This window comes from Demequina litoralis, from assembly GCF_030418455.1.
GTDB lineage: Bacteria > Actinomycetota > Actinomycetes > Actinomycetales > Demequinaceae > Demequina > Demequina litoralis.
This window is the reverse complement of sequence record NZ_JAUHPW010000001.1, coordinates 488,269-512,594: the sequence shown is the minus strand read 5'-3', so window position 1 is coordinate 512,594 and position 24,326 is coordinate 488,269. Positions and strand designations below refer to the sequence as shown.

The 24,326-nt window shown below is 72.5% G+C and carries 21 protein-coding genes; 7 read left to right on the top strand and 14 right to left on the bottom strand.

Annotation, left to right across the window (positions count from 1 at the left end):
- The first annotated feature begins 13 nt into the window (after positions 1-13).
- The 4 genes from QQX09_RS02285 to QQX09_RS02270 all read left to right on the top strand — a co-directional run bounded on the left by QQX09_RS02285 (position 14) and on the right by QQX09_RS02270 (position 3,464).
- Positions 14-766, top strand: coding sequence for a GTP cyclohydrolase II (locus QQX09_RS02285; protein WP_301131074.1), 753 nt, complete (start codon positions 14-16; stop codon positions 764-766).
- Positions 767-827: 61 nt separating this feature from the next.
- Positions 828-1,808 carry a zinc-binding dehydrogenase gene (locus QQX09_RS02280; RefSeq protein ID WP_301131073.1) on the top strand — a complete coding sequence of 327 codons (981 nt, stop codon included), beginning with the start codon at positions 828-830 and terminating at the stop codon, positions 1,806-1,808.
- Positions 1,809-1,882: 74 nt separating this feature from the next.
- Entirely contained in the window at positions 1,883-2,950 is a 1,068-nt protein-coding gene (locus QQX09_RS02275) for a T6SS phospholipase effector Tle1-like catalytic domain-containing protein (protein WP_301131072.1), read from the top strand.
- Positions 2,951-3,059: 109 nt separating this feature from the next.
- Complete coding sequence (locus QQX09_RS02270) at positions 3,060-3,464, top strand: hypothetical protein (RefSeq protein ID WP_301131071.1); 405 nt, start codon at positions 3,060-3,062, stop codon at positions 3,462-3,464.
- Positions 3,465-3,505: 41 nt separating this feature from the next.
- Here QQX09_RS02270 and QQX09_RS02265 read toward each other — a convergent pair whose 3' ends face one another.
- Both QQX09_RS02265 and QQX09_RS02260 read right to left on the bottom strand, forming a co-directional pair.
- A complete protein-coding gene (locus QQX09_RS02265) occupies positions 3,506-4,072 on the bottom strand; it encodes a pentapeptide repeat-containing protein (protein ID WP_301131070.1) in 567 nt (188 codons plus the stop codon).
- A 97-nt stretch (positions 4,073-4,169) separates the two neighbouring features.
- A complete protein-coding gene (locus tag QQX09_RS02260; RefSeq protein ID WP_301131069.1) occupies positions 4,170-5,597 on the bottom strand; it encodes a basic amino acid/polyamine antiporter in 1,428 nt (475 codons plus the stop codon).
- 227 nt (positions 5,598-5,824) lie between these two features.
- Here QQX09_RS02260 and QQX09_RS02255 point away from each other — a divergent pair, with 227 nt between their 5' ends.
- The gene (locus tag QQX09_RS02255; RefSeq protein ID WP_301131158.1) at positions 5,825-7,312 is read left to right on the top strand and encodes a M28 family metallopeptidase; all 1,488 of its coding nucleotides are present in this window, start codon (positions 5,825-5,827) and stop codon (positions 7,310-7,312) included.
- Between the two features lie 103 nt (positions 7,313-7,415).
- On the opposite strand, the gene QQX09_RS02250 is transcribed toward QQX09_RS02255, so the two are convergent.
- Together QQX09_RS02250 and QQX09_RS02245 are read right to left on the bottom strand one after the other, a co-directional pair.
- Positions 7,416-7,877, bottom strand: coding sequence for an acyl-CoA thioesterase (locus QQX09_RS02250; RefSeq protein WP_301131068.1), 462 nt, complete (start codon positions 7,875-7,877; stop codon positions 7,416-7,418).
- A 22-nt stretch (positions 7,878-7,899) separates the two neighbouring features.
- Positions 7,900-9,477 (bottom strand): long-chain-fatty-acid--CoA ligase, encoded by a 1,578-nt coding sequence (locus QQX09_RS02245; RefSeq protein WP_301131067.1) that lies wholly within the window; start codon positions 9,475-9,477, stop codon positions 7,900-7,902.
- A 168-nt stretch (positions 9,478-9,645) separates the two neighbouring features.
- Between QQX09_RS02245 and QQX09_RS02240 the strand changes: the two genes are divergently transcribed.
- Positions 9,646-10,845: a TetR/AcrR family transcriptional regulator gene (locus tag QQX09_RS02240; protein WP_301131066.1), complete on the top strand. Its 1,200-nt coding sequence runs from the start codon at positions 9,646-9,648 to the stop codon at positions 10,843-10,845.
- A 169-nt stretch (positions 10,846-11,014) separates the two neighbouring features.
- Here QQX09_RS02240 and QQX09_RS02235 read toward each other — a convergent pair whose 3' ends face one another.
- On the bottom strand, positions 11,015-12,529 hold the full coding sequence (locus QQX09_RS02235) for an aldehyde dehydrogenase family protein (RefSeq protein ID WP_301131065.1): 1,515 nt from the start codon (positions 12,527-12,529) through the stop codon (positions 11,015-11,017).
- A gap of 105 nt (positions 12,530-12,634) precedes the next feature.
- Here QQX09_RS02235 and QQX09_RS02230 point away from each other — a divergent pair, with 105 nt between their 5' ends.
- The gene (locus QQX09_RS02230) at positions 12,635-13,261 is read left to right on the top strand and encodes a TetR/AcrR family transcriptional regulator (protein WP_301131064.1); all 627 of its coding nucleotides are present in this window, start codon (positions 12,635-12,637) and stop codon (positions 13,259-13,261) included.
- Between the two features lie 62 nt (positions 13,262-13,323).
- Here the strand turns inward: QQX09_RS02230 and QQX09_RS02225 are convergent, their stop codons facing one another.
- The 9 genes from QQX09_RS02225 to QQX09_RS02185 form a co-directional block, all read right to left on the bottom strand.
- Positions 13,324-14,391: a branched-chain amino acid ABC transporter permease gene (locus QQX09_RS02225; protein ID WP_301131063.1), complete on the bottom strand. Its 1,068-nt coding sequence runs from the start codon at positions 14,389-14,391 to the stop codon at positions 13,324-13,326.
- Complete coding sequence (locus QQX09_RS02220; RefSeq protein ID WP_301131062.1) at positions 14,388-15,263, bottom strand: branched-chain amino acid ABC transporter permease; 876 nt, start codon at positions 15,261-15,263, stop codon at positions 14,388-14,390. Before QQX09_RS02220 ends, QQX09_RS02225 begins: the two co-directional genes overlap by 4 nt.
- A 13-nt stretch (positions 15,264-15,276) precedes the next feature.
- Positions 15,277-15,984 (bottom strand): ABC transporter ATP-binding protein, encoded by a 708-nt coding sequence (locus QQX09_RS02215; protein WP_301131061.1) that lies wholly within the window; start codon positions 15,982-15,984, stop codon positions 15,277-15,279.
- Positions 15,981-16,748, bottom strand: coding sequence for an ABC transporter ATP-binding protein (locus QQX09_RS02210; RefSeq protein WP_301131060.1), 768 nt, complete (start codon positions 16,746-16,748; stop codon positions 15,981-15,983). Before QQX09_RS02210 ends, QQX09_RS02215 begins: the two co-directional genes overlap by 4 nt.
- Before the next feature lie 72 nt (positions 16,749-16,820).
- Positions 16,821-18,122: an ABC transporter substrate-binding protein gene (locus tag QQX09_RS02205; protein ID WP_301131059.1), complete on the bottom strand. Its 1,302-nt coding sequence runs from the start codon at positions 18,120-18,122 to the stop codon at positions 16,821-16,823.
- Between the two features lie 482 nt (positions 18,123-18,604).
- The gene (locus QQX09_RS02200; protein ID WP_301131058.1) at positions 18,605-19,591 is read right to left on the bottom strand and encodes an NAD(P)H-dependent flavin oxidoreductase; all 987 of its coding nucleotides are present in this window, start codon (positions 19,589-19,591) and stop codon (positions 18,605-18,607) included.
- An 8-nt stretch (positions 19,592-19,599) separates the two neighbouring features.
- Positions 19,600-21,789 (bottom strand): 3-hydroxyacyl-CoA dehydrogenase NAD-binding domain-containing protein, encoded by a 2,190-nt coding sequence (locus tag QQX09_RS02195; RefSeq protein WP_301131057.1) that lies wholly within the window; start codon positions 21,787-21,789, stop codon positions 19,600-19,602.
- Between the two features lie 25 nt (positions 21,790-21,814).
- A complete protein-coding gene (locus tag QQX09_RS02190) occupies positions 21,815-23,023 on the bottom strand; it encodes an acetyl-CoA C-acetyltransferase (RefSeq protein WP_301131056.1) in 1,209 nt (402 codons plus the stop codon).
- 26 nt (positions 23,024-23,049) lie between these two features.
- On the bottom strand, positions 23,050-24,243 hold the full coding sequence (locus QQX09_RS02185) for an acyl-CoA dehydrogenase family protein (protein WP_301131055.1): 1,194 nt from the start codon (positions 24,241-24,243) through the stop codon (positions 23,050-23,052).
- Positions 24,244-24,326 lie beyond the last annotated feature (83 nt).

Below are 24,326 nucleotides of genomic sequence, written 5' to 3'. Positions count from 1 at the left end.
CCGAGGAGGTTCCATGACCGCGATCTGCCCCAGCCGCCGTCGAGCGGACGACGCCGGGACGGCGGCCGATGCGGTGACGAGCGCCGCGTCGCCCGCCGCCGCATCGTCCACCGGCCCGCTGGACCCGCCGGCCGCCTCGATCCGCACCGCGGTCACCGTGCCGCTGCGATTCCCGGACGGCTACGCGACGACGGGCCGGGTGATGACGTTCGAGGGGTTGACCGACGGGCGCGAGCATCTCGCGATCGGGCTCGGCGACTGGGAGGGGGCGCTCGCGCGCACCGCGGCCGGAGGAGAGGGACCGCTCGTGCGCCCGCACTCCGAGTGCCTCACCGGCGACGTGCTGGGCTCCGAGCGCTGCGACTGCGGCCCGCAGCTGCGCGAGGCGGTCGAGCGCATCGCCGCCGCGGGGGGCCTCCTCCTCTACCTGCGCCAGGAGGGGCGCGGCATCGGGCTGTACGCGAAGCTCGACGCGTACGCGCTGCAGGACGCCGGGCTCGACACGTACGAGGCGAACGTCGCGCTCGGGCATGGCGAGGACGAGCGCGACTACGCGCCGGCCGCGCAGATGCTCCGGGCCGTGGGCGCGGACCGCATCCGCCTGCTGAGCAACAACCCCGACAAGGCGGCGCAGCTCGAGCTGCTCGGCGTCGACGTGGACGCGCGTGTGTCCACGGGCGTCCACCTCACCGACGCGAACGCGCGCTACCTCGCGGCCAAGGTGGACCGCACCGACCACACGCTGGCGCTGCCCGGCCTCGCCTGAGCGCGGCGGCGGGCACGGGGCTCGCGCCCGTCGCGGGCCGCGCGACGGTACGGTGACGGCCATGAAGGCGCTGCTGCTGGACGCACCCGGTCTCGACCACCTGCGGATCGGGGAGGTGCCCGACCCCGCTCCGGGACCGGGCGACGTGCTCGTCGAGGTCGAGGCGTGCGGCCTCAACCCGGTCGACGCGTGGACCGCGGGGTCGGGCCATCCCGCGTGGGACTGGCCGCACGTGCCCGGGCTCGACGTCGTCGGCACCGTCGTCGCCCTCGGTGCGGACGTTGACGGGTTCGCCCCGGGCGACCGGATCGCGGTGCACTCCGACCTCCGCCGCGACGGCGGACTCGCGGCGCTGGCGGCCGTCCCGGCGCTCGCGTGCGCCCGCGTGCCCGACGGGCTGGGCGCGGCGGAGGCCGCCGCGCTGCCGTGCGCGGGCCTCACCGCGCTGCAGGCGGTGGAGCGGCGGCTGCGCGTCGGGCCCGCCGACACGGTGCTCGTGACCGCGGCGGCCGGCGGGGTGGGCGGCTTCGCGGTCCAGCTCGCCGCGGCCGCCGGTGCGCGCGTGCTCGCCACCGCATCGTCCCCGCGCCGCGACGAGGTCCTCGCGCTCGGCGCCGAGACGGTCATCGACTACCGGACCGAGGACGTGGCCGGGCGCGTGCGCGAGCTCACCGGGGGGCGCGGCGTCGACGCGGTGGTCGACACCGTCAGCGCCGCTTCCGCGACGGCCAACCTCGGGCTCCTGGTGCACGGCGGCGGCATCGCCTGCGTGGCGTCCCGCGCGGACCTCACCGCGGTGCCGGAGTTCACCGTCGCGCCCTCCGTCCACGAGATCTCGCTCGGCGCGGCCCACGCCTCGGGCGACGACCGCGCGGTGCGCTGGCTCGCCACGGGCCTCGCGGACCTCCTGGGGCGCGTCGCGGCCGGCACCCTCGACCCGCGCGTGCGCGAGACGGTGGCCCTCGACGAGGTGCCGGACGCGCTGGCCCGGCTCGCCGGACGGCACGTGGCGGGCAAGATCGTCGCGGTCGTGCGGCCGTAGCACCCGGTTCCGTTTGACAGTTCACCCTGGCAGGCGTCTGCTGGAGGCATTCGCGCGGCTGCGGGGGAGGCGCCATGAAGCGCATCGTGGTGTGCTGCGACGGGACGTGGAACAAGCCTGACCAGGCGCGTCCGACCAACGTCGTCAAGATCGCGCTCGCGGTCGCGCCGCGCGGCCCGGACGGCGTCGAGCAGCGCACCCATTACCTGCCCGGGGTCGGCACCCGGCGCGGCGAGATCATCCGCGGCGGCGCGTTCGGCTGGGGGCTGTCGCGGGCGGTGCGCGAGGCGTACACCGCCGTCGCCGACGACTACGAGCCCGGCGACGAGATCTTCCTCCTCGGCTACAGCCGCGGCGCGTACACCGCGCGCTCCGCCGCGGGCTTCCTGCGCAACGCGGGCATCCTGCGGCCCGAGCATCGCGACCGCCTCGACGAGGCCTACGCGCTGTACCGGAGCCGCTCGAAGTCGACCGCTCCGGGCGCCCGCAAGGCCGAGCTGTTCCGGCGCAGCTACGCGTACCCCGACCTCGCGATCCGCTTCGTCGGCGTGTTCGACACGGTCGGCTCGCTCGGCATCCCCGGCAGCAGCATCCCCATCGTCCGGTGGTTCAACAAGCGGTGGAGCTTCCACGACACGCAGCTGTCCCGGTCCGTGACCGCGGCGTACCAGGCGCTCGCGATCGACGAGCAGCGGACCACCTTCCAGCCCACGCTGTGGGACCTGCCGGAGCCCGCGCCCGGACAGGTCCTCGAGCAGGCGTGGTTCGCCGGCTGCCACTCGAACGTGGGTGGCGGGGCGCCGGACACGGGGTTGTCGGACCTCGCGCTCGGCTGGATCGCGCGCATGGCGGCCGGTCAGGGGCTCGCCTTCGCCAACGGGGCGTTCGTCGCGGGGCGGCACCTGGAGGCGGGGGACGCGACGACGGTGCCGTTCGTGCCGGACGCGCTCGGGCCGATCGGCCGGTCGCGCACGGGCATCTTCAAGCTGTGGCCGCCGTACATCCGTCCCATCGGCGAGAAGGAGCACGGCAACGAGTCGCTGGCGTCCTCGGCGGTCGCGCGCCACGCCGCGCGGCCGACCGACCAGCCGGAGAACCTCATCGAGGCGCTCACGCGCCCGCATCGCGTCACCGAGGTGTGAGGGCGGCCGTCGCGCCGCGTCCCTGAGAGCTGCGTGAGCGCGCCCGGCCGCGCTCCCACCCGCGAGGCCGAGGGCGTGGGATGCTTCGCTCGACTACCGAGGGGGAGCGATGATCGGCGACCTGCTCGCGTCGTTCGTGGTGGGCGCGATCGTCGAGCCGTTCACGGACCGGGCGACACGGCGAGCGACCCGCGCGCGGATCGCGCGCCTGCAGAGGGGCGGCATCCTGCTCGGTGCGGTCCATGCGGTCCACGGCGACCTGCCGCGCTTCGGCGACATGTGGCTCTCCAGCGAGTGGCAGGTGTCGCCCGGCCGGGTGCACCTCGGCTCGACCACGGTCGTGGTGGAGTCCGTGGACGATGCGGCCCGGCCGGGCACCAGCGGCGACTTCATGATGCCGCCCGGCATGGACGCCGTGGTGCTCACGCTGCGCGGTCCCGGCCCGCTCGTGGAGATCGCGATGGCGGCCGAGTCCGAGGCGTGGTTCCGCGCGGCCGTCGCGCCGCGTCCCTGAGAGCTGCGCGAGCGCGCCCGGGTCGCTCGACGCGCGAGCGGTCAGTCGTCGTCGGCGTCCTCGCCCGCGTCGACCCTGAGGTCCTCGCCGAGCGCCTCCGCCCCGATCGGGGGATCGCCCGGGTCGTGTCCCGCCCCGTCGGCCTCCACCGCGGTGAGATCCGCGCCCGTGAGCACCGTGCCGCTGAGGTCCGCACCCGAGAGGTCCGCCTCGGCGAGGCTCGCGCCCGAGAGGTCCGCGCCGCTGAGATCCGCGCCCGAGAGGTCCGCCTCGGACAGGTCGGCACCGGCGAGATCCGTGCCCTTGAGCTCGGCGCCCGCGAGGACCGCGTCCGACAGGTCCGCGCCGGCCAGGTCGAGCCCGCTCAGCTGAGCCTCGGCGAGGTACAGGGCGGAGAACGGCAGCACGTCGCGATCGCTCATGACCGCCTGGCGCACGAACAGCGAGTTGCCCAGGGACTCGTCGCGCGCGTTGCGGGCGTCCTCGCGCATCTGGTCCACGACGTACAGCGCGAGCGAGACGAACATGCCGAGCACGAGGCTGCCGATCGCCTGCAGGATCAGCTCGTCGCGATGGCGGGTGAAGAAGCCGGTCGGGGTCGGGGCCATGCGCGTCCTCCGGGGTCGGGTGACTCGACCGTAGCCGCACAGGCCGGATCTGCCAGGGCGGACGCGCCGCGCCCGGCCCGGGCCCACCGCATCGTCCCTAGATGGTGAGCCAGCCCGTCGCGAGCCCCGCCACGCCCACCGCCGCCGCGATCAGCGACACCGCGAGGATCACCCGTTCGCGGGGGCTGAACCAGCGTCGCCCCTGCTCCCGGCGCACCATCACGAACAGGATCGACGCGGGCGCGTAGATGATCGAGGACACGAGGACGAACGTGAGCCCGGCCGCGAACAGCAGGAACACCACGTACGCGGTCGCCAGCACGCCGAGCGCCAGCTCGCGCCGTCTGTCGCGCATCTCCGGGTAGCCGTCGCGCGTCGCCGCGATCTTGAGCAGGTAGCCCGCGGCGAAGAGGAACGGGATGAGCGACAGCGCGCTCGTGAGGTCGACCATGAAGTTCACCGCATCGGCGGACACGAGCACCACGAGCAGCATCACCTGGGTGAGCCACGACGTCGTGAGCAGCGCCGCGACCGGCACGTCCCGCGCGGACTGGCGCGCGAGGAAGCGCGGCATGTCGCCGTCCTTCGCGGCGACGAACAGCAGCTCCGCCGCGATCATGGTCCACGCGAGGTAGGCGCCCAGGATCGACACGATGAGGCCCACGCTCACGAACACCGAGCCCCAGCCGCCCACCGCCGCCTCGAGCACGCCCGCCATCGACGGCTGGCGCAGGTCCGCCATCTCGGAGATCGGCATGATGCCGTACGACACCATCGTCACCGAGGCGAAGATCGCGAACACGCTGAGGTAGCCGAGCACCGTCGCGCGGCCCACGTCCTCGCGGCGGCGCGCGTGCCGCGAGTACACGCTCGCGCCCTCGACGCCGAGGAACACGAACACCATCACCAGCATCGTGGCCCGGACCTGCTGGAACAGCGGCTCGTCGCCCGGGCCTGACATGTTGTCGAGGAACACCTGAGGGTCGACGTAGAACAGCGCGAGCACGATGAACACGAGGATCGGCACGAGCTTCGCGATGGTGACGATGCGGTTGATCGCCGCAGCCTCGCGCACGCCCTGGCGCACGAGCAGGTAGAAGCCCCACAGGCCCGCGGTCGACAGCGCGACCGCGAGGATGGTGTCGCCCTCGCCCAGCGCGGGGAACAGCCCGCCGAGCGTCGACATGATGAGCACCCAGAACGCCACGTTGCCCACGCAGGTGGTCGCCCAGTAGCCGAAGGCGGAGAAGAAGCCCAGGTACTCGCCGAAACCCGCCTTCGCGTACGCGTAGATGCCCGCGTCGAGGTCGGGCTTGCGGTTCGACAGCGCCTGGAACATCAGCGCGAGCGTGAGGGTGCCCGCGCCGGCGATCGTCCACGCGATGAGCGCGCCGGCGACGCCGGTGGCCGCCGCGAAGCGCTGGGGGAGCGTGAAGACCCCGGCCCCGACCATGGTGCCGACGACCATGGTCGTCATGGTGAGGAGCGAGAGCTTCACCGGCGCGCGCGTCGGGGTCTCGGCCATCCGCCCTCCTCCCGTCCCTCTCGAAACCTAGCAAGGCCAGGGACGATGCGCCGGGTGGGTTCGCGCCGCGCGCTTCGTGCTTGACGCGAGCTGGATTGTTGAACCTTTGCGCATGTTTCGTGCGAAACGCAGGAAATGTCCGACGTGGTGGGTCGACCTGCGCATAGGTTGCGAAAGCGGCTGAGGTGAGAAATGGGGAGGAAATGCACAGAATCAAGCTGGTGAGCATGCTCACCGTGGCCTGCGGCGCGACCATCCTGGCCGCGCCGGCCGCATCTGCGGGCCCGGAGTCATGCGACAGCCGTGTCAACAACACCACCGCCAAGCTGCTCGAATGCGTGACCGGCGACGGCACGTTCGCGCACCTCGAGGCGCTCCAGGCGATCGCGGACGCCAACGGCGGCACGCGTGCGTCGAGCACCCCGGGCTACGACGCCTCGGTCGACTACGTCGTCGGCACGATGGAGGCGGCCGGCTACGAGGTCTCCGTCGAGCCGTTCACGTTCGACTACTTCGAGGAGCTGTCGCCGGCCTCCCTCGAGCAGGGCGGCGTCGCCTACGAGTACCTCGGCGAGCCCGGGTTCGCGACCATGGAGTACTCCGGGTCGGGTACGGCTGCCGGCCTTCCCGTGGCGGTCGACGTGGTGATGCCTCCGGGACCGGCTGCGAACACGTCGACCTCGGGCTGCGAGCTCGACGACTTCGCGGGCTTCACACCCGGCAGCATCGCCGTGCTCCAGCGAGGCTCGTGCAGCTTCTACCTCAAGGCCGCGAACGCGGAGGCGAGCGGCGCGTCGGGCGTCATCATCTTCAACGAGGGCCAGGACGGGCGCGAGGCGAACTTCGCGGGCACGCTCGGCGGTCTCGGGGTCGGCATCCCCGTCGTCGGCGCCTCCTACGAGGTGGGCGAGGCCATCCTCGCCAGCGGCGCCGAGGTCACGCTCACCGTCGACGCCCTCACGGAGACGCGCGAGACGGCCAACGTGATCGCCGAGTCGACGACAGGCGACCCGTCGAACGTCGTGATGGCGGGCGCGCACCTCGACTCGGTGCCCGAGGGCCCCGGCATCAACGACAACGGCTCCGGCTCGGCAGCGATCCTCGAGGTCGCGGAGGCGATGGCGAAGGTCAAGACCAAGAACCAGCTGCGCTTCGCGTGGTGGGGGGCCGAGGAGTCCGGGCTCATCGGCTCGTACGAGTACGTGGGCGGGCTGAGCGACGAGGAGATCGACGACATCGCGCTCTACCTCAACTTCGACATGGTGGGCTCGCCCAACCACATGTTCGGCATCTACGACGGCGACGGTTCCGAGTTCGGTCTCGAGGGCCCGGCCGGATCCGACGTCATCGAGTCGACGTTCGAGGAGTTCTACACGGATGCGGGGCTGCCGTTCCAGGCGACCGAGTTCTCGGGACGCTCCGACTATGCGGGCTTCATCGACGTCGGCATCCCGGCGGGCGGCCTGTTCACGGGTGCCGAGGGCGTCAAGACCGAGGACGAGGCCGCGCTGTACGGCGGCGTCGCGGGCGAGTCGTACGACCCGTGCTATCACTCGGCGTGCGACACCATCGACAACCTCAGTATGGAGGCGCTCGACGTCAACACCGATGCGATCGCGTACGCGACGCTCCAGTTCGCCATGAGCACGGAGGCCGTCAACGGCGTGCCGGGCAAGGGCAACTTCAAGGCCAAGGGCCTGTTCGACGCGTCCTGACGCGGCCTGATCACAGGGGAGCGGCGCGGTCCTGCGGGGCCGCGCCGCTTCGCGTGCGGGCCGGGACGGCCCGCCGCCGTGTCAGGGCACGATGCGCCGGCCGTCAGAGGCGCGCGGGGGCGCCGCGCATCGTCAACGGCTCGTCCAGCAGCGGGGCGTATGCGGCGCGTTCCGCCTCCGTGAGGCGGCGCGGCACCTGCGTCGCGCGGTCGAGGTAGACGAGTGTCGTGACCACGCGCGCGCACGGCTCGCCGGCCGCGGAGCGCAGCTCGTGGTGGATCTCGCAGCTCGAGCCGCCGATCCGCGCGATCCACAGGTCGACCTCGATCGGCTCGGGCGACCACGCGAGCTGGCGGAGGTACTCGATCTCGTGGCGTGCCACCACCACGGGCGCGCCGCCCTCGCGGACGAGCACGCCGCGCTCGTCCGCGAGGGTCCCGATGATCGGGTGGAGGGCGCGGATGCGCACCTCCTCGAGGATCATGAGGTACGCGACGTTGTTGACGTGGCCGTTGGGGTCCACGTCGGCCCAGCGCAGCTGGACCGGGACCGTCAGGCGTGCCACGTCGCTGCCCGCCGCATCGTCGCTACGACACCGGCACGGCGGCGCGGTCGGCCTCCCGCAGCGCGACCTTGTTGACCTTGCCCGCCGCGTTGCGCGGAAGGGCCTCGATCGGCACGACGTCCTTGGGCTGCTTGAAGCGCGCGAGGCGGTCGCCGAGCCACGCCTGGAGCTCGGTGACGTCGAGCGTCTCGCCGGGCTTGAGCACCACGGCGGCGACGGGCACCTCGCCCCAGCGCTCGTCCGCGCGCCCGTAGACGGCCGCCTCGACGATCTTGGGGTGGGCGAACAGCGCGTTCTCGACCTCGGCGCAGTACACGTTCTCGCCGCCCGAGATGATCATGTCCTTGAGGCGGTCGACCACCCAGACGAAGCCGTCCGCGTCCTGCTTCACGAGGTCGCCGGAGTGGAACCAGCCGTTCTCGAAGGCCTTCGCGGTCTCCTCCGGCTTGCGCCAGTAGCCCTGCATGAGGTTGGGGCCGCGGTAGACGATCTCGCCCACCTCGCCCGGGGCGACGTCGTTGAAGTCCGCGTCGACGATGCGGTGCTGGACCGTCACCACGGGTCGCCCGACCGAGCCGAGCTTGTGGATCGCGTCCTCGCCGCGCAGCGCGCAGGTGATGGGGGACATCTCGGTCTGGCCGAACACGGCCACGTTGAGCGCGTCGGGGAAGGTGTCCGACATGGTGCGCAGCAGGGTGTCGGAGGCCGGCGCGGCGCCCCAGCTGATGACGCGGAGCTTGAGGTCGCGCTCGCGGATGCCGGGCACCGCGCAGATCGCCTGCCACTGCTGCGGGACGTTGAAGACGATGGTGGCGCCCTCGCGCTCCCAGGCGTCGACGATCTCCTCCGGGTTGAACGCGCCCAGGGGATGGAGCACCGTCGGGATGCCGACGATGAAGTTCGCGCCGATCGACCCCAGGCCCGCGATGTGGAACAGCGGGGCGGTGAGGAAGGAGACGTCGCGCTCGTCGAAGATGCTGTTGACGCGGATCACCGTGAGCGACTGCGCGGCCATGTTGAGGTGGTCGAGCATCGCGCCCTTGGGGCGGCCGGTGGTGCCGGACGTGTACATGATGAGGCACGGCGAGTCCTCGGGGACGTCGGGGGCCTCGAACCCGTCGGAGGGCTCCGCGAGCAGCGCCGAGATGGGCTCCTGGCCCTCTCCCGCCTCGCCGATGACGATGATGCGCTTGAGGCGGGACGTGGCCTGCTGCGCCGCCGCGATGAGCGGCACGAGCGGCTGGTCCACCACGACGACGTCGCCGTCGGCGTCGTCGATGATGTACGCGAGCTCGGCGGGGGACAGGCGCACGTTCATCGGCACGGCGATCGCGCCGAGCCGGTTGATCGCGAACACGGTCTCGATCACGAGCGTGTGGTTGAGGGTGAGCATGAGCACGCGGTCGCCGAAGCCGACGCCGCGGCGCTGCAGGGCCGCGGCGAGCGTGTCCATGTGCGCGGCGACGCCGCTCCACGTCGTCACCTCCCCGCGATGCTTGAACGCCGTCGCGTCGGGCCTCATCGCGGCGTGCGTGAGGACCTGGTTCATCCAGTGGTTGCGGCGCACCCCCGCGGGGATGCCGTGCGTGGCCTCGCTCATGACATGCACCTCTTCGTACGTCGAGCTCTCCGGCTGACGGCGCCCTTGCCGTCACCCGTCCTTCGCTGCCGGCCGTTCCGGGGACCAGCTAGCAGCATGTTACTCACGATTCACATTCTTGCGCTACCCGCTTCCGCGGCGAGCCGCGCGGGCGTTAGTGTGACCAGCGTGAGCGAGACGATGGCGACGGAGCCGGTGAGGCGGCGCCCGCGCGACCGCAGGCAGGTGATCGAGGCCGCCGCGGCCGCGCTCTTCGCGGAACGGGGCTACCACCGGGTCGCGATGCAGGACGTCGCGCGCGAGGTCGGGATCTCCGCCGCGGCGCTGTACCGGCACTTCGACAACAAGTACGACCTCTTCCGGGAGGTCGCGCTCGGGCTGGTGGGGCGTCTCCACGACGCCACCCAGGACGTGCCGCCCATGGCGGAGCCCACGCCGGAGGCGGCGCGCGTAGCCGTCGACGCGCTGCTCGAGGCCTTCGCCGGGGCGACCATCGCGATGAGGGCGACCGGCGGCATCTACCGGTGGGAGAGCCGCTACCTCCGGCCCGACGACCGTCACGCGCTGCGCGACGAGTTCGCCGGTCTGCGTCGCCGCCTCGACGAGCCCGCCGCCGTGCTGCGGCCCACGCTCGACCCCGCCACGCTCGACCTCACCGCGCTCGCGGCGCTCAGCGCGATCGCGAGCGTGACGACGCACCGCACCGCGATCCCCGTCGCGGCGCTCCGTGCGCTCGTGCACGAGGCGGCGCTCCGGGTCCTCATGGCGGTCGAGCTCCCGGCGCCCGAGGCGGCGGAGGCGGGGGAGGAGCCGGCCCGGCCGCGTCGGCGCAAGGACCAGCTCACGCAGGCGGGCATCGCGCTGTTCGCGGAGCGCGGCTACCACGACGTCACGATCGAGGAGATCGCCGCGGCCGTGGATCTCACCCCGTCCGGCGTGTACCGCCACTTCGGCGGCAAGGCCGAGATCCTGCTCACCGCGTGCGGGCGCGCCGCGGCGGCGCTCGACGCGGCCGCCGAGGACGCGCTCGGTCACGAGGAGCCCCGCGAGGCGCTCCGGATCCTCGAGACCGCCTACATCCGCTTCGCGGTCGAGGACCGCGACCTCATGGACGTGTATGCGGCGGACGTGGGCGCCCTCGAGGAGGAGGATCAGCGGCGCCTGCGCCGTGTCCAGCGTGCGCACGTGGACGACTGGGTCGAGCTGCTCGCGCGCGTGCGGCCGGAGCTGGAGCCGCGCGAGGCGCGGTGCCTGGTGCATGCGGCCTTCAACGTGGTCGCGGACCTCAGCGTCGCGCTGCGGCGCAGCCCGGCGCCGGTCGCGAAGGCGTGGATCGCGCCGGTGCTCGAGGCCGTGCTCGGGGTGTAGCCGCCCACCCCCGGATCGCCCCGCTCGCCGCGGCAGGCGCGGCGTCGCCGGCGCATCGTCCGGCTGGCACGCCCTGCCGCTGCGGCGCTGCGGCCTCGCGAGACCGACCGCCGCCTACCCGCAGCGAGGAGGCGGCGGGGAGACGGCGGTCGGTGGGCGGGCGTGGCTCCTAGCCGGCCGTCGAGTGGCGCGGCGGCTTGGAGCGCCCGTGCAGCATCGGGATCATCTTGGCCGCCGTGTGCATGTCCTTCTCGGTGCGGTCCATGGTGAGCAGGTTGAGCGCCGCCTTGCGGGTCTGCCGCGCGATCGACTTGACCACGCTGAACTCGCGGAGCCCGTCCGCGCCATGGATGCGGCCGAACCCCGATCCCTTGACGCCGCCGAAGGGGAGCGCGGCGACGCCCGCGAAGCCGAGCACCGAGTTGATCGACACCGCCCCGACGTGGAGCGCGGCCGCCGCGCGGTTCGCCGCCGCGGTGTCGCGCGTGAACACGGCTGCGGTCAGGCCGTACGCGGTCGCGTTCGCGCGGCGCACCGCCTCGTCGAGCGAGGCCACGGGGTTGATGATGACGAGCGGGCCGAAGGTCTCCTCCTGGACCGCGTCGGAGCGCTCGTCGACGTCGGTGACGACGATGGGTGCGATGACTCGGCCGCGGAAGCTGTCCGCGCCGCCGAGCACGACGGTGCCCGAGCGCATCGCATCGTCCACGTGCCGGCGCACGACGTCCACCTGCGACGGGAGCGTCATGGGGCCGTACTGCGCGTCCGCGCCCTCGGTGCGGAGCCGGCGTGCGCGGTCGACCACCTTGGAGACGAGCGTCTCGCGCACCGACTCGACGACGTACACGCGCTCGACGCCCGCGCAGGTCTGGCCGCTGTTGCCCATGCCTCCGAACACGATGAAGTCGGCGGCGGCGTCGAGGTCCGCGTCCGCGGCCACGAGCAGCGCGTCCGAGCCGCCGCACTCCGCGACGATCGGGGTGAGCCGCTCGGCCGCGGCGGCCATCACCTTCTTGGCGGTCGCGGTGGAGCCGGTGAACGCGATCTTGTCGACGTCCGCCGCCACGAGCGCGGCGCCGGTGCCCCGGTCGCCCGTGACGGCCGTGAGGACGTCGTGCCCGACGGTCTCGGCCCACCGCTCGGCGATCCAGGCCGCCGGTCCCGGGGTGAGCTCGCTCGGCTTGAACACCACGGCGTTGCCGGCCGCGAGCGCGTACGAGATCGACCCCATGGGCGTGTAGAACGGGTAGTTCCAGGGGCCGATGACGCCGACGACCCCGTAGGGCTCGTAGCCGACGGTGGCGTGCTGGTTGTAGTTGACCAGCCCCGCCTTGACCTTGCGGCGCTTGAGCGTGGCCTTGGCGTGCTTGGCCGCCCAGTCGAGGTGGCCGAGGGTGAGCATGACCTCGAGCACGGCGTCGCCGTGCGGCTTGCCCGTCTCCGCGGCGATCACGCTCGCGAGCTCGTCGGCCCGCTGGGCGATCGCCGACTTCCAGTGCAGCAGGTGCGCGCGCCGGTCCGCGAAGGACAGCCCGCGCCACCACTCGGCGCCGGCGCGGGCGCGCGCCACGGTGGCCGCGACCTCCGCCGCGCCCGCGACGGGGTACGTCGCGACGGCGGAGCCGTCGACGGGGTTGCGGGTGGTCATCTGTGCGGCGGGCTCGGTCTGGTCCACAAGTGTCATCGCCGGGTCTCCTACTCTCCGTTGAGCAGTCAAGTGAATCGCGCTTCACATGCTAGGCGGGGGGTCTTGCCTTCCGCAAGGGTAAATCTAATATGATTTAGAATCATGGAGGCGAAAGTGACCGAGGCCGAGGCCGGACATCCGACACCGAAGTCGGCGCAGACCCGGCAGCGCATCCTCGACGCCGCGGCCGAGGTGCTGTCGCGCAAGGGCTACGCGGGCACCCGTCTCACGGATGTCGCCGCCGTCGCGGGTGTGCAGGCGCCGGCCATCTACTACTACTTCTCGTCGCGCGACGAGCTCGTCGAGGAGGTCATGTGGGTGGGTGCCCACCTCGTGCGCACGCATGTCGCGGAGGTGCTCGAGGCGCTCCCGCCGGAGTCCTCGCACATGGACCGCCTCATGGTCGCGGTCGACGCTCACCTGCGCTTCGAGCTCCAGCTGTCCGACTACGCGACCGCCTCGATCCGCAACGCCGGCCACGTGCCCGAGCAGCTCCGCGTGCGGCCCGCCGCCGAGGAGGCGCTCTACAGCCGCCTGTGGCGCGACCTCTTCGCCGCGGCGCAGCAGGCGGGCGAGATCCGCGCGGACCTCGACATCAACGTCTTCCGGCTGCTCCTGCTCGGTGCGATGAACTGGGTGGTGGAGTGGTGGAACCCCCGCACCCGGTCGCTCGACGAGCTCGTCGCCACGGCCCAGGCGATGGTGCGGCACGGCGCCGCCGCCGAGTAGTCCCGCGGCGGCGGGGGAGGAGCCGGCCGGGCCTGTCGCCCGCAGCCGGCTCCACCCGTCGCCTAGGTCCCGCGGGCACCGGGCAGGCGCGCGACGATGCGTCCCAGCGCCGCGCGCGCGAGCCCGACGAGCCCGAAGGGCACGAAGAAGGCGAAGAGGATGAGCACCACACCGTAGGCGGCTCCCGTCGCCGCGGGGCTGATGCTCGAGGTGAGCGTCGGGACGTACTGCACGAACAGCGCGCCGAGCACGGCGCCCGGGACCGTGGCGAGCCCGCCCACCACGATGAGCGTGACGAACGAGATCGACAGCGTGAGGCTGAAGTTCTCGGGCCCGATGAACTCGAGCAGCATCGCGTAGAGCCCGCCGGCCACGCCCGCGTACGCCGCGGACGCCGCGAACAGCCGGGTCTTGGTGTGCCACACGTCGACCCCGAGGGTCTCGGCCACGACCTCGGCGTCGCGCACCGCGACGAACGACCGCCCGAGGCGCCCGCGCGCGAGACGCCTGGTCACCACGTAGGCGACGGTCGCGAGGGCGAGCGCGAGGTAGTAGACCCACTGGTCGTGCGCGAGCGGCACCCACGCGGGGGGCGAGCCGTCGATCGCGATGCCGCGGCTGCCCTGGGTGAGCGGCTCGAGGGCGCGGATGGCCGCGGGTGTGGCCATCGCCATCGCGAGGGTGACGAGGCCCAGCTGCAGCCCGTGCAGGCGCAGCGCGGGAAGGCCGACCAGGTACCCGACCACGAAGGGCACCACCGCCGCGCCCGCGAGCGTCGCGGGATGGGGCAGGCCTGCGGCTCCGCCGACGGCGACCGCGTACGCGCCGATCGCGAAGAACGCGGAGTGGCCGAGCGACACCTGCCCGCCGAATCCCACGAGGAGGTTGAGCCCCAGGCCCACGATCGTCCAGATCATGACGAGCGTGAGGGTCAGGTTGATGTAGCTGGGGTTGACGAGCGGCACCACCGCGAGCGCGATCGCGCCGGCCGCGGTCGCCAGCACCGCCAGCCAGCGCGGGGGCGCCAGCGGCGGGCGCGGCCTCCGCAGCCACGCCGCCAGCGAGTCCCGGGAGCGTCCGCGCTCGCGACCGCTGCGTGCCGTCGAGGCCCTGGTCGTCGTCGCGGTCATACGCGCACCACCTCCCTGCGTCCGAACATGCCCTGCGGCCGCACGAGGAGCACCGCCACGATGATGACGAGGGCGACCACCTGCTTGAAGTCCGATCCGTGGGGGAGGTAGCTGCCCGCGAGGTTCTCGACGACGCCCACCGCGATCCCGCCGACCAGCGCGCCAGGCGGGGACTCGAGCCCCCCGAGGGTCGCGGCGGCGAAGGCGTACAGCAGCACCGGCGCCATCATCCCGGGATGGAGGAACAGCTCCGGGGCGATGAGGGTGCCCGCGAGCGCGCCGACCGCGCCCGCGATCGCCCAGCCCGCGGTCATGGTGCGGCCGGTGGAGATGCCCGACAGCTCGGCGGACTCCGGCGCGGAGATCGCGGCCCTCATGCGCAGGCCCGCCCGGGTGCGCTCGAACAGCAGCCCGAGCCCGATCGCGACCACGAGCACGGTGGCCGCGATCCCGAGGTCCTGCCGGGACAGGGCGATGCCCGCGACCGTGACCGCGCCCTCGCCGAACAGCGCGGGCACCTCCTTGGTCTGGTAGGTCCACGCCCATCCGATGACCGCGTTGAGGGCGATCATCAGCCCCAGCGTGACGATGATGAGCGGCAGCGGCTGGTGTCGCCGCACGAGCGGGCGGACGAGGACCCGCTCGCTCGCCGCGGACAGCGCCCCGAGCGCGATCATCGAGATCGCGAGCGCCGTCCACAGCGGCACGCCCCAGGCGACGAGCTGCCACGACACGTACGCGCCGAGGAGCGCGAGCTCGCCCTGCGCGAAGTTGAGCGTCCGCGACGCGCGGTAGACGAGCACGATCGCGAGCGCGAGCGCGCCGTAGATGGCGCCGGTCGCGACGCCGTCGGCGATCTGCTGCAGGAGCATGGGTGCCGTCCTCTCACACGCCCAGGTAGGCCCGGCGCACGTCGTCGTTGTCGCGGAGCTCCGCGGCGGAACCCCGCACGGTGATGCGCCCGCTCTCGATCACGAGGGCGGTCTCGGCGATGCCCAGGGCCAGCTCCGCGTTCTGCTCGACGAGCAGCATCGCGGTCCCGGTCTCGCCGCACAGCTCGTCGAGCGTGGAGAAGAGCTCGGACGTCACCTTGGGCGCCAGGCCGAGCGACGGCTCGTCGAGCAGCAGCAGCCGGGGCGTCGACATGAGGGCCCGCGCGATCGCGAGGAGCTGCTGCTCCCCGCCGCTGAGCCCGGCGGCGGGGCGTGCGGCGCGCTCGCCGAGCCGCGGGAAGCGCTCCATCCAGCGGTCCGCATCGGCCGCCGCAGCACGCCCGGGTCGCGTGGCGCCGCCCACGAGGAGGTTCTCCCGCACCGTGAGGTCGCCGAACGTCCCGCGGCCCTGCGGGACGTGGGCGATGCCGGCCCCGGCGATGCGATGCGGGGCCAGGCCGACCAGCTCGGTCCCGTCGAGCCGGATCGACCCGTCGACCGTGGTGAGACCCGAGATGGTCCGCAGCAGCGTCGTCTTGCCGGCGCCGTTGGCGCCGAGCACCACGAGGCGACCACCGGTCGCGACCTCGAACCCGACCTCGTGCAGCACCGTCGCGGGGCCGTACCCCGCGGCGGCGATCTCGACCGTGAGCAGGCTCATGCCGCCCGCCCCAGGTACGCGGCCACGACCTGCGGGTCGCGCGCGACGATGCGCGGGTCGCCTTCCGCGATGAGCCTTCCGAAGTCGAGCACCGCCACGCGGTCGCTCACCGACATCACCAGCCCCATGTGGTGCTCGACCAGCAGGATCGCGGCGCCCCGCTCGGCGGCGAGGCGCCGCAGGGTGGCGCCGAGCTCCATGACCTCTCCGTGGACGAGGCCGTTGGCGGGCTCGTCCACCAGCAGGAGGCGGGGGTTCGCGATGAGGGCGCGCGCGAGCTCGATGCGCTTGAGGGTCCCGAACGGGAGCGTCCCGACCGGCACGCCCGCGACGTCCCCGAGCGACAACTCGGCGAGCAGGTCGAGGGCACGCTCCCGCGTCGCCCGCTCGGTGCGGGCGACATTCGGCAGGGCGAGCGCGGTGGCCCACCAGCCGCCCCGCGTCGCGTGGTACGCGCCGGCGAGCACGTTGTCGAGCACGGTGCGGCTCGCCAGCAGGCCGAGGTTCTGGAAGGTGCGCCCGATCCCCAGGGCCGCGATGCGGTGGCGGGGGAGCCCCACGATCTCCCGGCCGGCGAAGCGGATGCTGCCGTGCTGCGGGCGGTAGAGGCCGCCGATGCAGTTGAACAGGCTGGTCTTGCCCGCGCCGTTGGGTCCGATGAGCCCCACGACCTCACCCTCGCCGACCGTGAGGCTCGGCCCGTCGAGCGCGCGCAGCCCGCCGAACGACAGCTCCACGTCGTGCACCTCCAGCAGCGCGCCCATCCCCGCCTCCTCGTCCCCGGTCGCCACCGACGCCCTGGGCCGCGCCCCTCCGCGCGGCCCAGGGCCTCCGTGTCAGTCGACCGTGTAGCTGCCGTCGGCGAGGTCCCAGTTCTCGCCGTTGAAGACCTGGACCTTGACCTCGCGGAACACGTACGGGTAGTCGGGCGAGGTGGTGACGGTCACGGGCGCGAGGTCGAGCTCGAGCCCGTCGAAGGACGTCGCGGACTCCAGCAGCGCCTCACGGGTGCACCCGTCCATCCGGGTGAGCGCGGCCTCGAGCAGCTGAGCGGTCTGGTAGCCCGCGGCCGCGGGTGCCGACAGCGCGTTGACGTCGTCGGGGTGGGCCGCCGCGAACTCGGTCCACGCGTCGAAGCCCGCGTCGCCCGCGAGCGACGGGTCCGTGATGTCCTTGGTGTATGCGATCGAGACGACGCCGTCGGCGGCGCCCTCGCCCGCGGGCTTGAGGAAGAAGGTCGCGTCGGCGGCGGGGGCGTTGATCACCGTCGTCGCTTCCCAGCCGAGCTCGAGCTTCTTCTTGAGCGACTGCGTCGCGAAGGCGCCGACCGCCCAGTCGAGGAAGATGTCCGCATCCGACGAGGCGAGCGCCGTCACCTGGCTGTCGACCGAGGCGCTCGCGAGCTCGTACGGCTCGGAGGCGACGATCTCGATCCCGGTGCCCTCGAACGCCGCCTCGAAGCCGGCGAGGACGCTCTCGCCGAAGTCGTCGTTCTGGTACAGGATGGCCGCGGTCGAGTCCGGGTGGTTCTCGATGAGGTAGTCGGCGAGCGCCTGCACCTCGAAGCCGTACTGCGGCATGAAGCCGGTGGTCCACGCGGTGCCCTCGTGCAGCGCCAGGATCGCGTCGCTGCCGGTGCCGGTGAAGAGGTTGGGGATGCCCTGCTCCTCGACGTAGGGGGCGACGCTGATCGCGGCTCCCGTGCCGAGCACGCCCGTGAGCGCGAACACGCCGTCCTGCTCGACGAGCGTCCTCACGTTCGCCGCGGTCTTCGCGGGGTCGTAGCCGTCGTCGAGGACGGTGACGTCCACCGTCCTCATGGTGCCGTCGGCGAACGTGACGCCGCCGTCCTCGTTGAGGTCGTCGAAGTACGCCTTGAGGGTCGTGCCGATCGCACCGTAGGCGGCCGCGGGGCCCGACAGCGGGAGGCTCGTGCCGATGCTGACCTCGGTGTCGGTGAAGCCGGGGCTGCAGGCCTCCGCCACCGTCGACGTGCCGGCGCCGTCGGACGGCGACGGTGCGGCGGTCCCGGCGTCCTGCCGGCCGGCGCACCCCGCGAGGGTGAGCGCCGCGATGGCGAGGCCGGCGGCCGTGGTCGGCAGGGCGCGGCGGGCGCGCCCGGTGTGCGGGATGGACATGGTTCCTCCTCGGGTGCGTACGACGGGGGTGCGCGTCCGCCCGGACGCGACGGGAGCGCTCGAGGCGCGGGTACGTGGCGTGCGGGGCATGGGCGTCAGCGGCGGGCCGTGCCGGTGGTGCGGGCGCGGCCCGCCGAGGTCGAGCGGATGCCCGCCTGGGTGGTGGAAGGGCCGCTTCTTGCCGTGTGCGTGGTGCGCGCCATCGCCGTTCTCCTACTCTCCGTTGAGCAGATAAGTTACTGGCGATTCACATGCTATGCCGGACGATGCGGATCCGCAAGGGGGGTGTCTGCGCGGGCTGCCCGCAGGGTTGCGGGCATGGCGACGCAGGGGTGGGTACGTTGTGATTGCAGGGATGGCGCGCGACGGCGCGCGCCACGTCGTGCGCGGTGCTGGCCGGGCCGCGACGGCCCTCAGGGGTGCGTGGCGACGCCTGAAGTCAATTGCGATTCACATAGCGCGACTCGGTGAGGGCGGTGCGATCAGCCCACGCGCGCGGGGGCACCGAACAGCGACAGGCGGCGTCGCAGGATCTCCTCGGCCTCGGCGACGATGCGCCGGACCACGTCGCCCGCGGGCGGGATGTCGCGGATGAGCCCCTGGACCATGCCCACCGTCCAGATGCCCGCGTCGAGGTCGCCGTCCTCGAACACCTTGCGGCCGCGGGCGCCGGCGACGAGCGGGCGCACGTCCTCGAACTGGCCCCCTTCGGCGAGGATCTGCACGACCTCGTCGCTGACCGCGTTCTTCGCGACGCGCGCGGTGTTGTGGAGCGTGCGGAAGATGAGGTTGGTGTCGAGCTCGGAGGCCTCGACGATGCGCTCCTTGACCGTGCTCGAGATCGGCGACTCCTGGGTGCACATGAACCGCGAGCCCATGTTGATGCCGTCCGCGCCGAGCGCGAGCGCGGCCGCGAGCCCGCGGCCGTCCGCGAAGCCGCCCGAGGCGATGAACGGGATCTCGAGCTGGTCGGCTGCCGCGGGGATGAGCACCAGCCCCGGGACGTCGTCCTCGCCGGGGTGGCCGGCGCACTCGAAGCCGTCGATCGACACCGCGGTCACGCCCACCTTCTGCGCCTTGAGCGCGTGGCGCACGCTCGTGCACTTGTGGACGACGCGCACCCCGTGCTCACGGAACATGTCCATGTGGGGCTCGGGGTTCGAGCCGGCGGTCTCCACGATGGTGACGCCGGAGTCGACGATCGCGCGCCGGTACTCGTCGTACGGCGGCGGGTTGATCGACGGCAGGATCGTGAGGTTCACCCCGAACGGCTTGTCCGTCATGGTCCGCGCCCGCGCGATCTCCTTCACGAGGTCCGCGGGGGTGGGCTGCGTGAGGGCGGTGATGATGCCGAGGCCGCCGGCCTCGGACACGGCGGCCGCGAGCTCCGCCCGGCCGACCCACATCATGCCGCCCTGGACGATGGGATGCTCGATGCCGAGCGCCTCCGTGAACCGCGTGGTGAGCATGGCTCCTCCTACTCGTAGATCTCGCCCGCCGCGGCGCGGGCGAGGAGCGAGGCGGGCGGCCGGAACCGCTCGCCGTAGAGGTCGGCGAGCTCGTTCGCGCGTGCGGCGAAGCCCGCGAGGCCGCCCTCGTACTGGTTGACGTACTGGAGCACGCCGCCGGTCCACGAGGGGAAGCCGATCCCGAAGATCGAGCCGATGTTCGCATCGGCCACCGAGGTGAGGACGTGGGTGTCGAGGCAGTCGATCGCGTCGAGCGCCTCCGCGAAGAGCATCCGCTCCTGCAGGTCCTTGAGCGGCACCTCGACGCTGCCCGAGGCGTAGCGCTCGCGCACGCCCGGCCAGATACCGACGCGGCGCCCGGCCTCGTCGTAGTCGTAGAAGCCCTGGCCGGCCTTGCGGCCCGGCCGCCCCACCTCGTCGACCATCCAGTCCGCGACCGCCTCCGCCGGATGAGCGACCCACGGCGTGCCCTCGGCCTCCTGTGCGGCGCGGGTCTCGTCCCGGATCTTCTGGGTCAGGGCGATCGACAGCTCGTCGACCAGCTGGAGCGGGCCGGCGGGATAGCCGGCCTGCAGCGCGGCCTGCTCGACCGAGGCCGGCTCGACGCCCTCGCCGACGGCCGCGACGGCCTCGTCGATGAACTTGCCGATGACTCGCGAGGTGAAGAAGCCGCGCGCATCGTTCACCACGATCGGCGTCTTGCGGATCTGGAGGACGAAGTCGAAGACCTTCGCGAGCACCTCGTCGCTGGTGCGCTTGCCGCGCACGATCTCGACGAGGGGCATCTTGTCCACGGGGGAGAAGAAGTGGATGCCGATGAAGTCGTCGGTGCGGTCGACCCCCTCCGCGAGCAGCGTGATGGGCAGCGTGGAGGTGTTGGAGCCGAGCACCGCGTCCGGGAGCACGACGTCCTGGATCTCCTGGAACACGCCCTGCTTCACGGGCACCGACTCGAAGACCGCCTCGATCACGAAGTCGACGCCGGCGAAGTCGGCCGGGTCGCCGGTGGTGGCGATGCGCGCGAGCAGCTCCTCGCTGCGCTCGGGCGTGGTCCTCCCGCGCGCCAGCGCCTTGTCCTCGAGGCGGCGCGCGTAGTCCTTGCCCTTCTCGGCAGCCTCCTTCGACATGTCCTTGAGGACCACGTCGATGCCGGAGCGGGCGGCGACGTACGCGATCGCGGCGCCCATCATGCCCGCGCCGATCACGCCCAGCCGCCTCGCCTGGTACGGCGGGTAGCCGATGGGCCGGCTGGCGCCCGAGCTGATGCTCTGGAGGTCGAAGAAGAACGCCTTGATCATGTTCTTCGCGACCTGGGTGTGGGTCAGCTGCACGAGGTAGCGCGACTCGATGGTGGACGCGGTGTCGAAGTCGACGTACGCGCCCTCGACCGCCGCGGCCATCGCCGCGCGGGGCGCGGGCAGCGGGGCGCCCTTGATCTGCTTGCGCAGCAGCGCGGGCATCGCGGCGAGCATGGCGGCGACCGAGGGGGAGGTGGGGGCGCCTCCCGGCAGGCGGAAGCCCTTGACGTCCCACGGCTTCACCGGCTCGGGGTTCGCGGCGATCCAGGCCTTCGCGCGGTCGCGGATCTCGTCCGCGGGCGCGAGCTCGTCGACGATGCCGACCGCGAGCGCGTCCTCCGCCGAGAACTTGGTGGCCGGGAGGATGACGTCGGCCAGGGCCTTCTGCAGCCCGAGCATGCGCACGGTGCGGGTGACGCCGCCGCCGCCGGGCAGCAGGCCGAGGGACACCTCGGGCAGCCCGAAGCGGGCGCCCTTGGCGTCGGACGCCGCGATCCGGTGGTGCGTGGCGAGCGCGACCTCGAGGCCGCCGCCGAGCGCGGTGCCGGTGAGGGCGGCCACGACGGGCCGTCCGAGCTGCTCGAGGCGACGCAGCAGCGACTTCACGTGCTCGATGTGCGCGGTCTCCTCGGCGGCTCGCGACGGGTCGGCGGCACGCAGCAGCTTGAGGTCGCCTCCCGCGAACCAGCTCTTCTTCGCGGAGGTGAGGACGACGCCGGCGATGCCGTCGCGCTCCGCCTCGAGACGGTCGACGGTGGCCTCGAGGGCCGCGACGAAGTGGGCGTTCATGGTGTTCGCGCCGCTGTCCGGGTCGTCCATGGTGATGGTGACGACGCCGTCGGCGTCCTGCTGCCAGTCGTACACGTGGACCACGTCGGTCCGCTCCTCGGTGACGCTCATGTGACTTCCTTCCTGTCCGGTCGGCTCAGACGCGCTCGATGATGGTGGCGACGCCCATGCCGGCGCCGACGCAGAGGGTGGCCAGGCCACGGGAGAGGTCGCGCCGCTCGAGCTCGTCGAGCAGCGTGCCGAGGATCATGGCGCCGGTGGCGCCGAGCGGGTGGCCCATGGCGATCGCACCGCCGTTGACGTTGACCTTGTCGTGCGGGATGCCCAGCTCGCGCTCCCACCGCATCACCACGGACGCGAAGGCCTCGTTGAGCTCGAACAGGTCGATGTCGACGACGTCGAGGCCCGCCTTCGCGAGCACCTTGCGGGTCGCGGGCGCGGGGCCGGTGAGCATGATGGTCGGCTCGGAGCCGGTGACGGCGGCGGCGACGATGCGCGCGCGCGGCGTGAGGCCGAGCCGCTCGCCGACCTCGCGGGAGCCGATGAGCATGAGCGCCGCGCCGTCCACGATGCCGGACGAGTTGGCGGCGGTGTGGACGTGGTCGATGCGCTCGACGTGGTGGTACTTCTGCAGCGCCACCGCGTCGTAGCCGGCCTCGGCGCCCATGGTCGCGAAGGCCGGCTTGAGCGCGCCCAGCGTCTCGACCGTCGAACCGGGGCGGCGGTGCTCGTCGTGGTCGAGCACGGTGACGCCGTTGACGTCCTGCACCGGCACCACCGAGCGGTCGAAGCGACCCTCGCGCCACGCCTCGTCCGCGCGGCGCTGCGACTCGGCGGCGAACGCGTCGACGTCCTCGCGGGAGAAGCCCTCCACCGTCGCGATGAGGTCCGCGCTCACGCCCTGCGGGATGAAGTAGAGGTCGTAGTTGGTGGTGGGGTCCTGCACGTAGGCGCCGCCGTCCGAGCCGATCGGCACGCGGGACATCGACTCGACGCCGCCGGCGAGGATGAGGTCCTCGAAGCCGCTCGCGACCTTCTGGGCCGCGGTGTTGACCGCCTCGAGCCCCGAGGCGCAGAAGCGGTTGAGCTGCACGCCGGCCACGGTCTCGGGCAGGCCCGCGACCAGCGCCGCGGTGCGGGCGATGTCGCCGCCCTGCTCGCCGATGGGGGAGACGACGCCGAGCACGATGTCGTCGATGAGATCCGGCTCGAGCGTCGGGTTGCGCGCCTCGAGCGCGTGGATGAGCCCCACCACGAGGTCGACGGGCTTGATGCCGTGGAGCGAGCCGCCCCGGTTCCTGCCGCGCGGCGTGCGGACCGCGTCGTAGATGTATGCGTCAGCCATGGCTTCCTCTCAGAGTGCGTTGCCTGCTACAGGCCGAGGCCCCGACCGACGATCTCCTTCATGATCTCGGTGGTGCCGCCGTAGATGGTGGTGATGCGTGCGTCCTCGTAGTCCCGGGCGATCCGGTACTCGCGCATGTAGCCGTAGCCGCCGTGGAGCTGGAGGCAGCGGTTCACCACGTCGACGTACTGCTCGGTGGTGTGGAACTTCGCGGCGGCGGCGTCCTCGGGGGACAGCCGCCGCTCGTTCTGGCGGAGCAGGCACGCGTCGACGTACGCGCGGCTCGCGCGCACCGCCGTGGTCATCTCCGCGATCTCGAAACGCGTGTTCTGGAACGAGCCGATCGGCTTGCCGAACGCATAGCGCTGCTTGACGTAGTCGAGGGTCCGCTGCAGCACGCCCTCGCTCGACGCGACCGCGGCGGCGGCGATCGAGATGCGCTCCTGCGGGAGGTTGCGCATGAGGCCCATGAAGCCTGCGCCCTCCTCGCCGAGCAGGTTCGCCGCAGGCACGCGCACCTCCTGGAACGACAGCTCGCTCGTGTCCTGGGCGTGCAGCCCGATCTTGTCGAGCTTGCGTCCGCGCGAGAAGCCGGGCGAGTCGGCGGGGATGACCAGCAGGCTGAGCCCGCGGTGCGGGTCCTCGCTCGTGCGTACCGCCGTGACGACGAGGTCCGCGTTCTGGCCGTTCGAGATGAAGATCTTCGAGCCGGTCACGATGTAGCTGTCGCCGTCGCGCACCGCGGACGTGCGGATGCCGGCGAGGTCACTGCCGGTGCCGGGCTCCGACATCGCGACCGCGACGATGAGCTCGCCCGCCGCGATGCCCGGCAGCCAGCGGGCCCTCTGCTCGTCGTTGCCGAGGTCGGTGAAGTACGGGATGACGATGTCGTTCGACAGCGCGATCCCGGCCATGCCGGAGGACACCGGGTTGCGGGCGAGCTCCTCGCCCATCACCGCGTTGAAGCGGAAGTCCTCCGAGCCCCCTCCGCCGTACTCCTCGGGGATCCCGAAGCCCAGGATCCCCGCCTCCGCGGCCTTGGTGAAGAGCCAGCGGTCGACGCGGCCCTGCTCGTCCCAGCGGTCGGCGTTCGGGCGGGCATGCTGCTCGACGAACGCGGCGACCATCTCGCGGAACTGCTCGTGCTCGTCCTCGTACAGGTCGCGGGGTCCGATGATCCCCGCGGGTCCCACGGCCCGGGTGCTCGTGGTGGCGGTCATGCTGTCTCCGATCCTCGTTGATCTCGACGACCGTTTTTTTATATCACATTAGAAATCGCCGTGAGAAGCCCTTGCCACAGAAG

Excerpts from the sequence above, each read along its gene's own strand:
- QQX09_RS02275 (WP_301131072.1), top strand. The coding sequence starts at position 1,883 with ATGAAGCGCATCGTGGTGTGCTGCGACGGGACGTGGAACAAGCCTGAC.
- QQX09_RS02185 (WP_301131055.1), bottom strand. The coding sequence starts at position 24,243 with ATGACCGCCACCACGAGCACCCGGGCCGTGGGACCCGCGGGGATCATC.
- QQX09_RS02235 (WP_301131065.1), bottom strand. The coding sequence starts at position 12,529 with ATGACACTTGTGGACCAGACCGAGCCCGCCGCACAGATGACCACCCGC.
- QQX09_RS02255 (WP_301131158.1), top strand. The coding sequence starts at position 5,825 with ATGCTCACCGTGGCCTGCGGCGCGACCATCCTGGCCGCGCCGGCCGCA.
- QQX09_RS02195 (WP_301131057.1), bottom strand. The coding sequence starts at position 21,789 with ATGAGCGTCACCGAGGAGCGGACCGACGTGGTCCACGTGTACGACTGG.
- QQX09_RS02245 (WP_301131067.1), bottom strand. The coding sequence starts at position 9,477 with ATGAGCGAGGCCACGCACGGCATCCCCGCGGGGGTGCGCCGCAACCAC.
- QQX09_RS02210 (WP_301131060.1), bottom strand. The coding sequence starts at position 16,748 with ATGGGCGCGCTGCTGGAGGTGCACGACGTGGAGCTGTCGTTCGGCGGG.
- QQX09_RS02270 (WP_301131071.1), top strand. The coding sequence starts at position 3,060 with ATGATCGGCGACCTGCTCGCGTCGTTCGTGGTGGGCGCGATCGTCGAG.
- QQX09_RS02220 (WP_301131062.1), bottom strand. The coding sequence starts at position 15,263 with ATGCTCCTGCAGCAGATCGCCGACGGCGTCGCGACCGGCGCCATCTAC.
- QQX09_RS02225 (WP_301131063.1), bottom strand. The coding sequence starts at position 14,391 with ATGACCGCGACGACGACCAGGGCCTCGACGGCACGCAGCGGTCGCGAG.
- QQX09_RS02200 (WP_301131058.1), bottom strand. The coding sequence starts at position 19,591 with ATGCTCACCACGCGGTTCACGGAGGCGCTCGGCATCGAGCATCCCATC.
- QQX09_RS02280 (WP_301131073.1), top strand. The coding sequence starts at position 828 with ATGAAGGCGCTGCTGCTGGACGCACCCGGTCTCGACCACCTGCGGATC.
- QQX09_RS02215 (WP_301131061.1), bottom strand. The coding sequence starts at position 15,984 with ATGAGCCTGCTCACGGTCGAGATCGCCGCCGCGGGGTACGGCCCCGCG.
- QQX09_RS02230 (WP_301131064.1), top strand. The coding sequence starts at position 12,635 with ATGGAGGCGAAAGTGACCGAGGCCGAGGCCGGACATCCGACACCGAAG.
- QQX09_RS02260 (WP_301131069.1), bottom strand. The coding sequence starts at position 5,597 with ATGGCCGAGACCCCGACGCGCGCGCCGGTGAAGCTCTCGCTCCTCACC.
- QQX09_RS02190 (WP_301131056.1), bottom strand. The coding sequence starts at position 23,023 with ATGGCTGACGCATACATCTACGACGCGGTCCGCACGCCGCGCGGCAGG.
- QQX09_RS02205 (WP_301131059.1), bottom strand. The coding sequence starts at position 18,122 with ATGTCCATCCCGCACACCGGGCGCGCCCGCCGCGCCCTGCCGACCACG.
- QQX09_RS02285 (WP_301131074.1), top strand. The coding sequence starts at position 14 with ATGACCGCGATCTGCCCCAGCCGCCGTCGAGCGGACGACGCCGGGACG.
- QQX09_RS02265 (WP_301131070.1), bottom strand. The coding sequence starts at position 4,072 with ATGGCCCCGACCCCGACCGGCTTCTTCACCCGCCATCGCGACGAGCTG.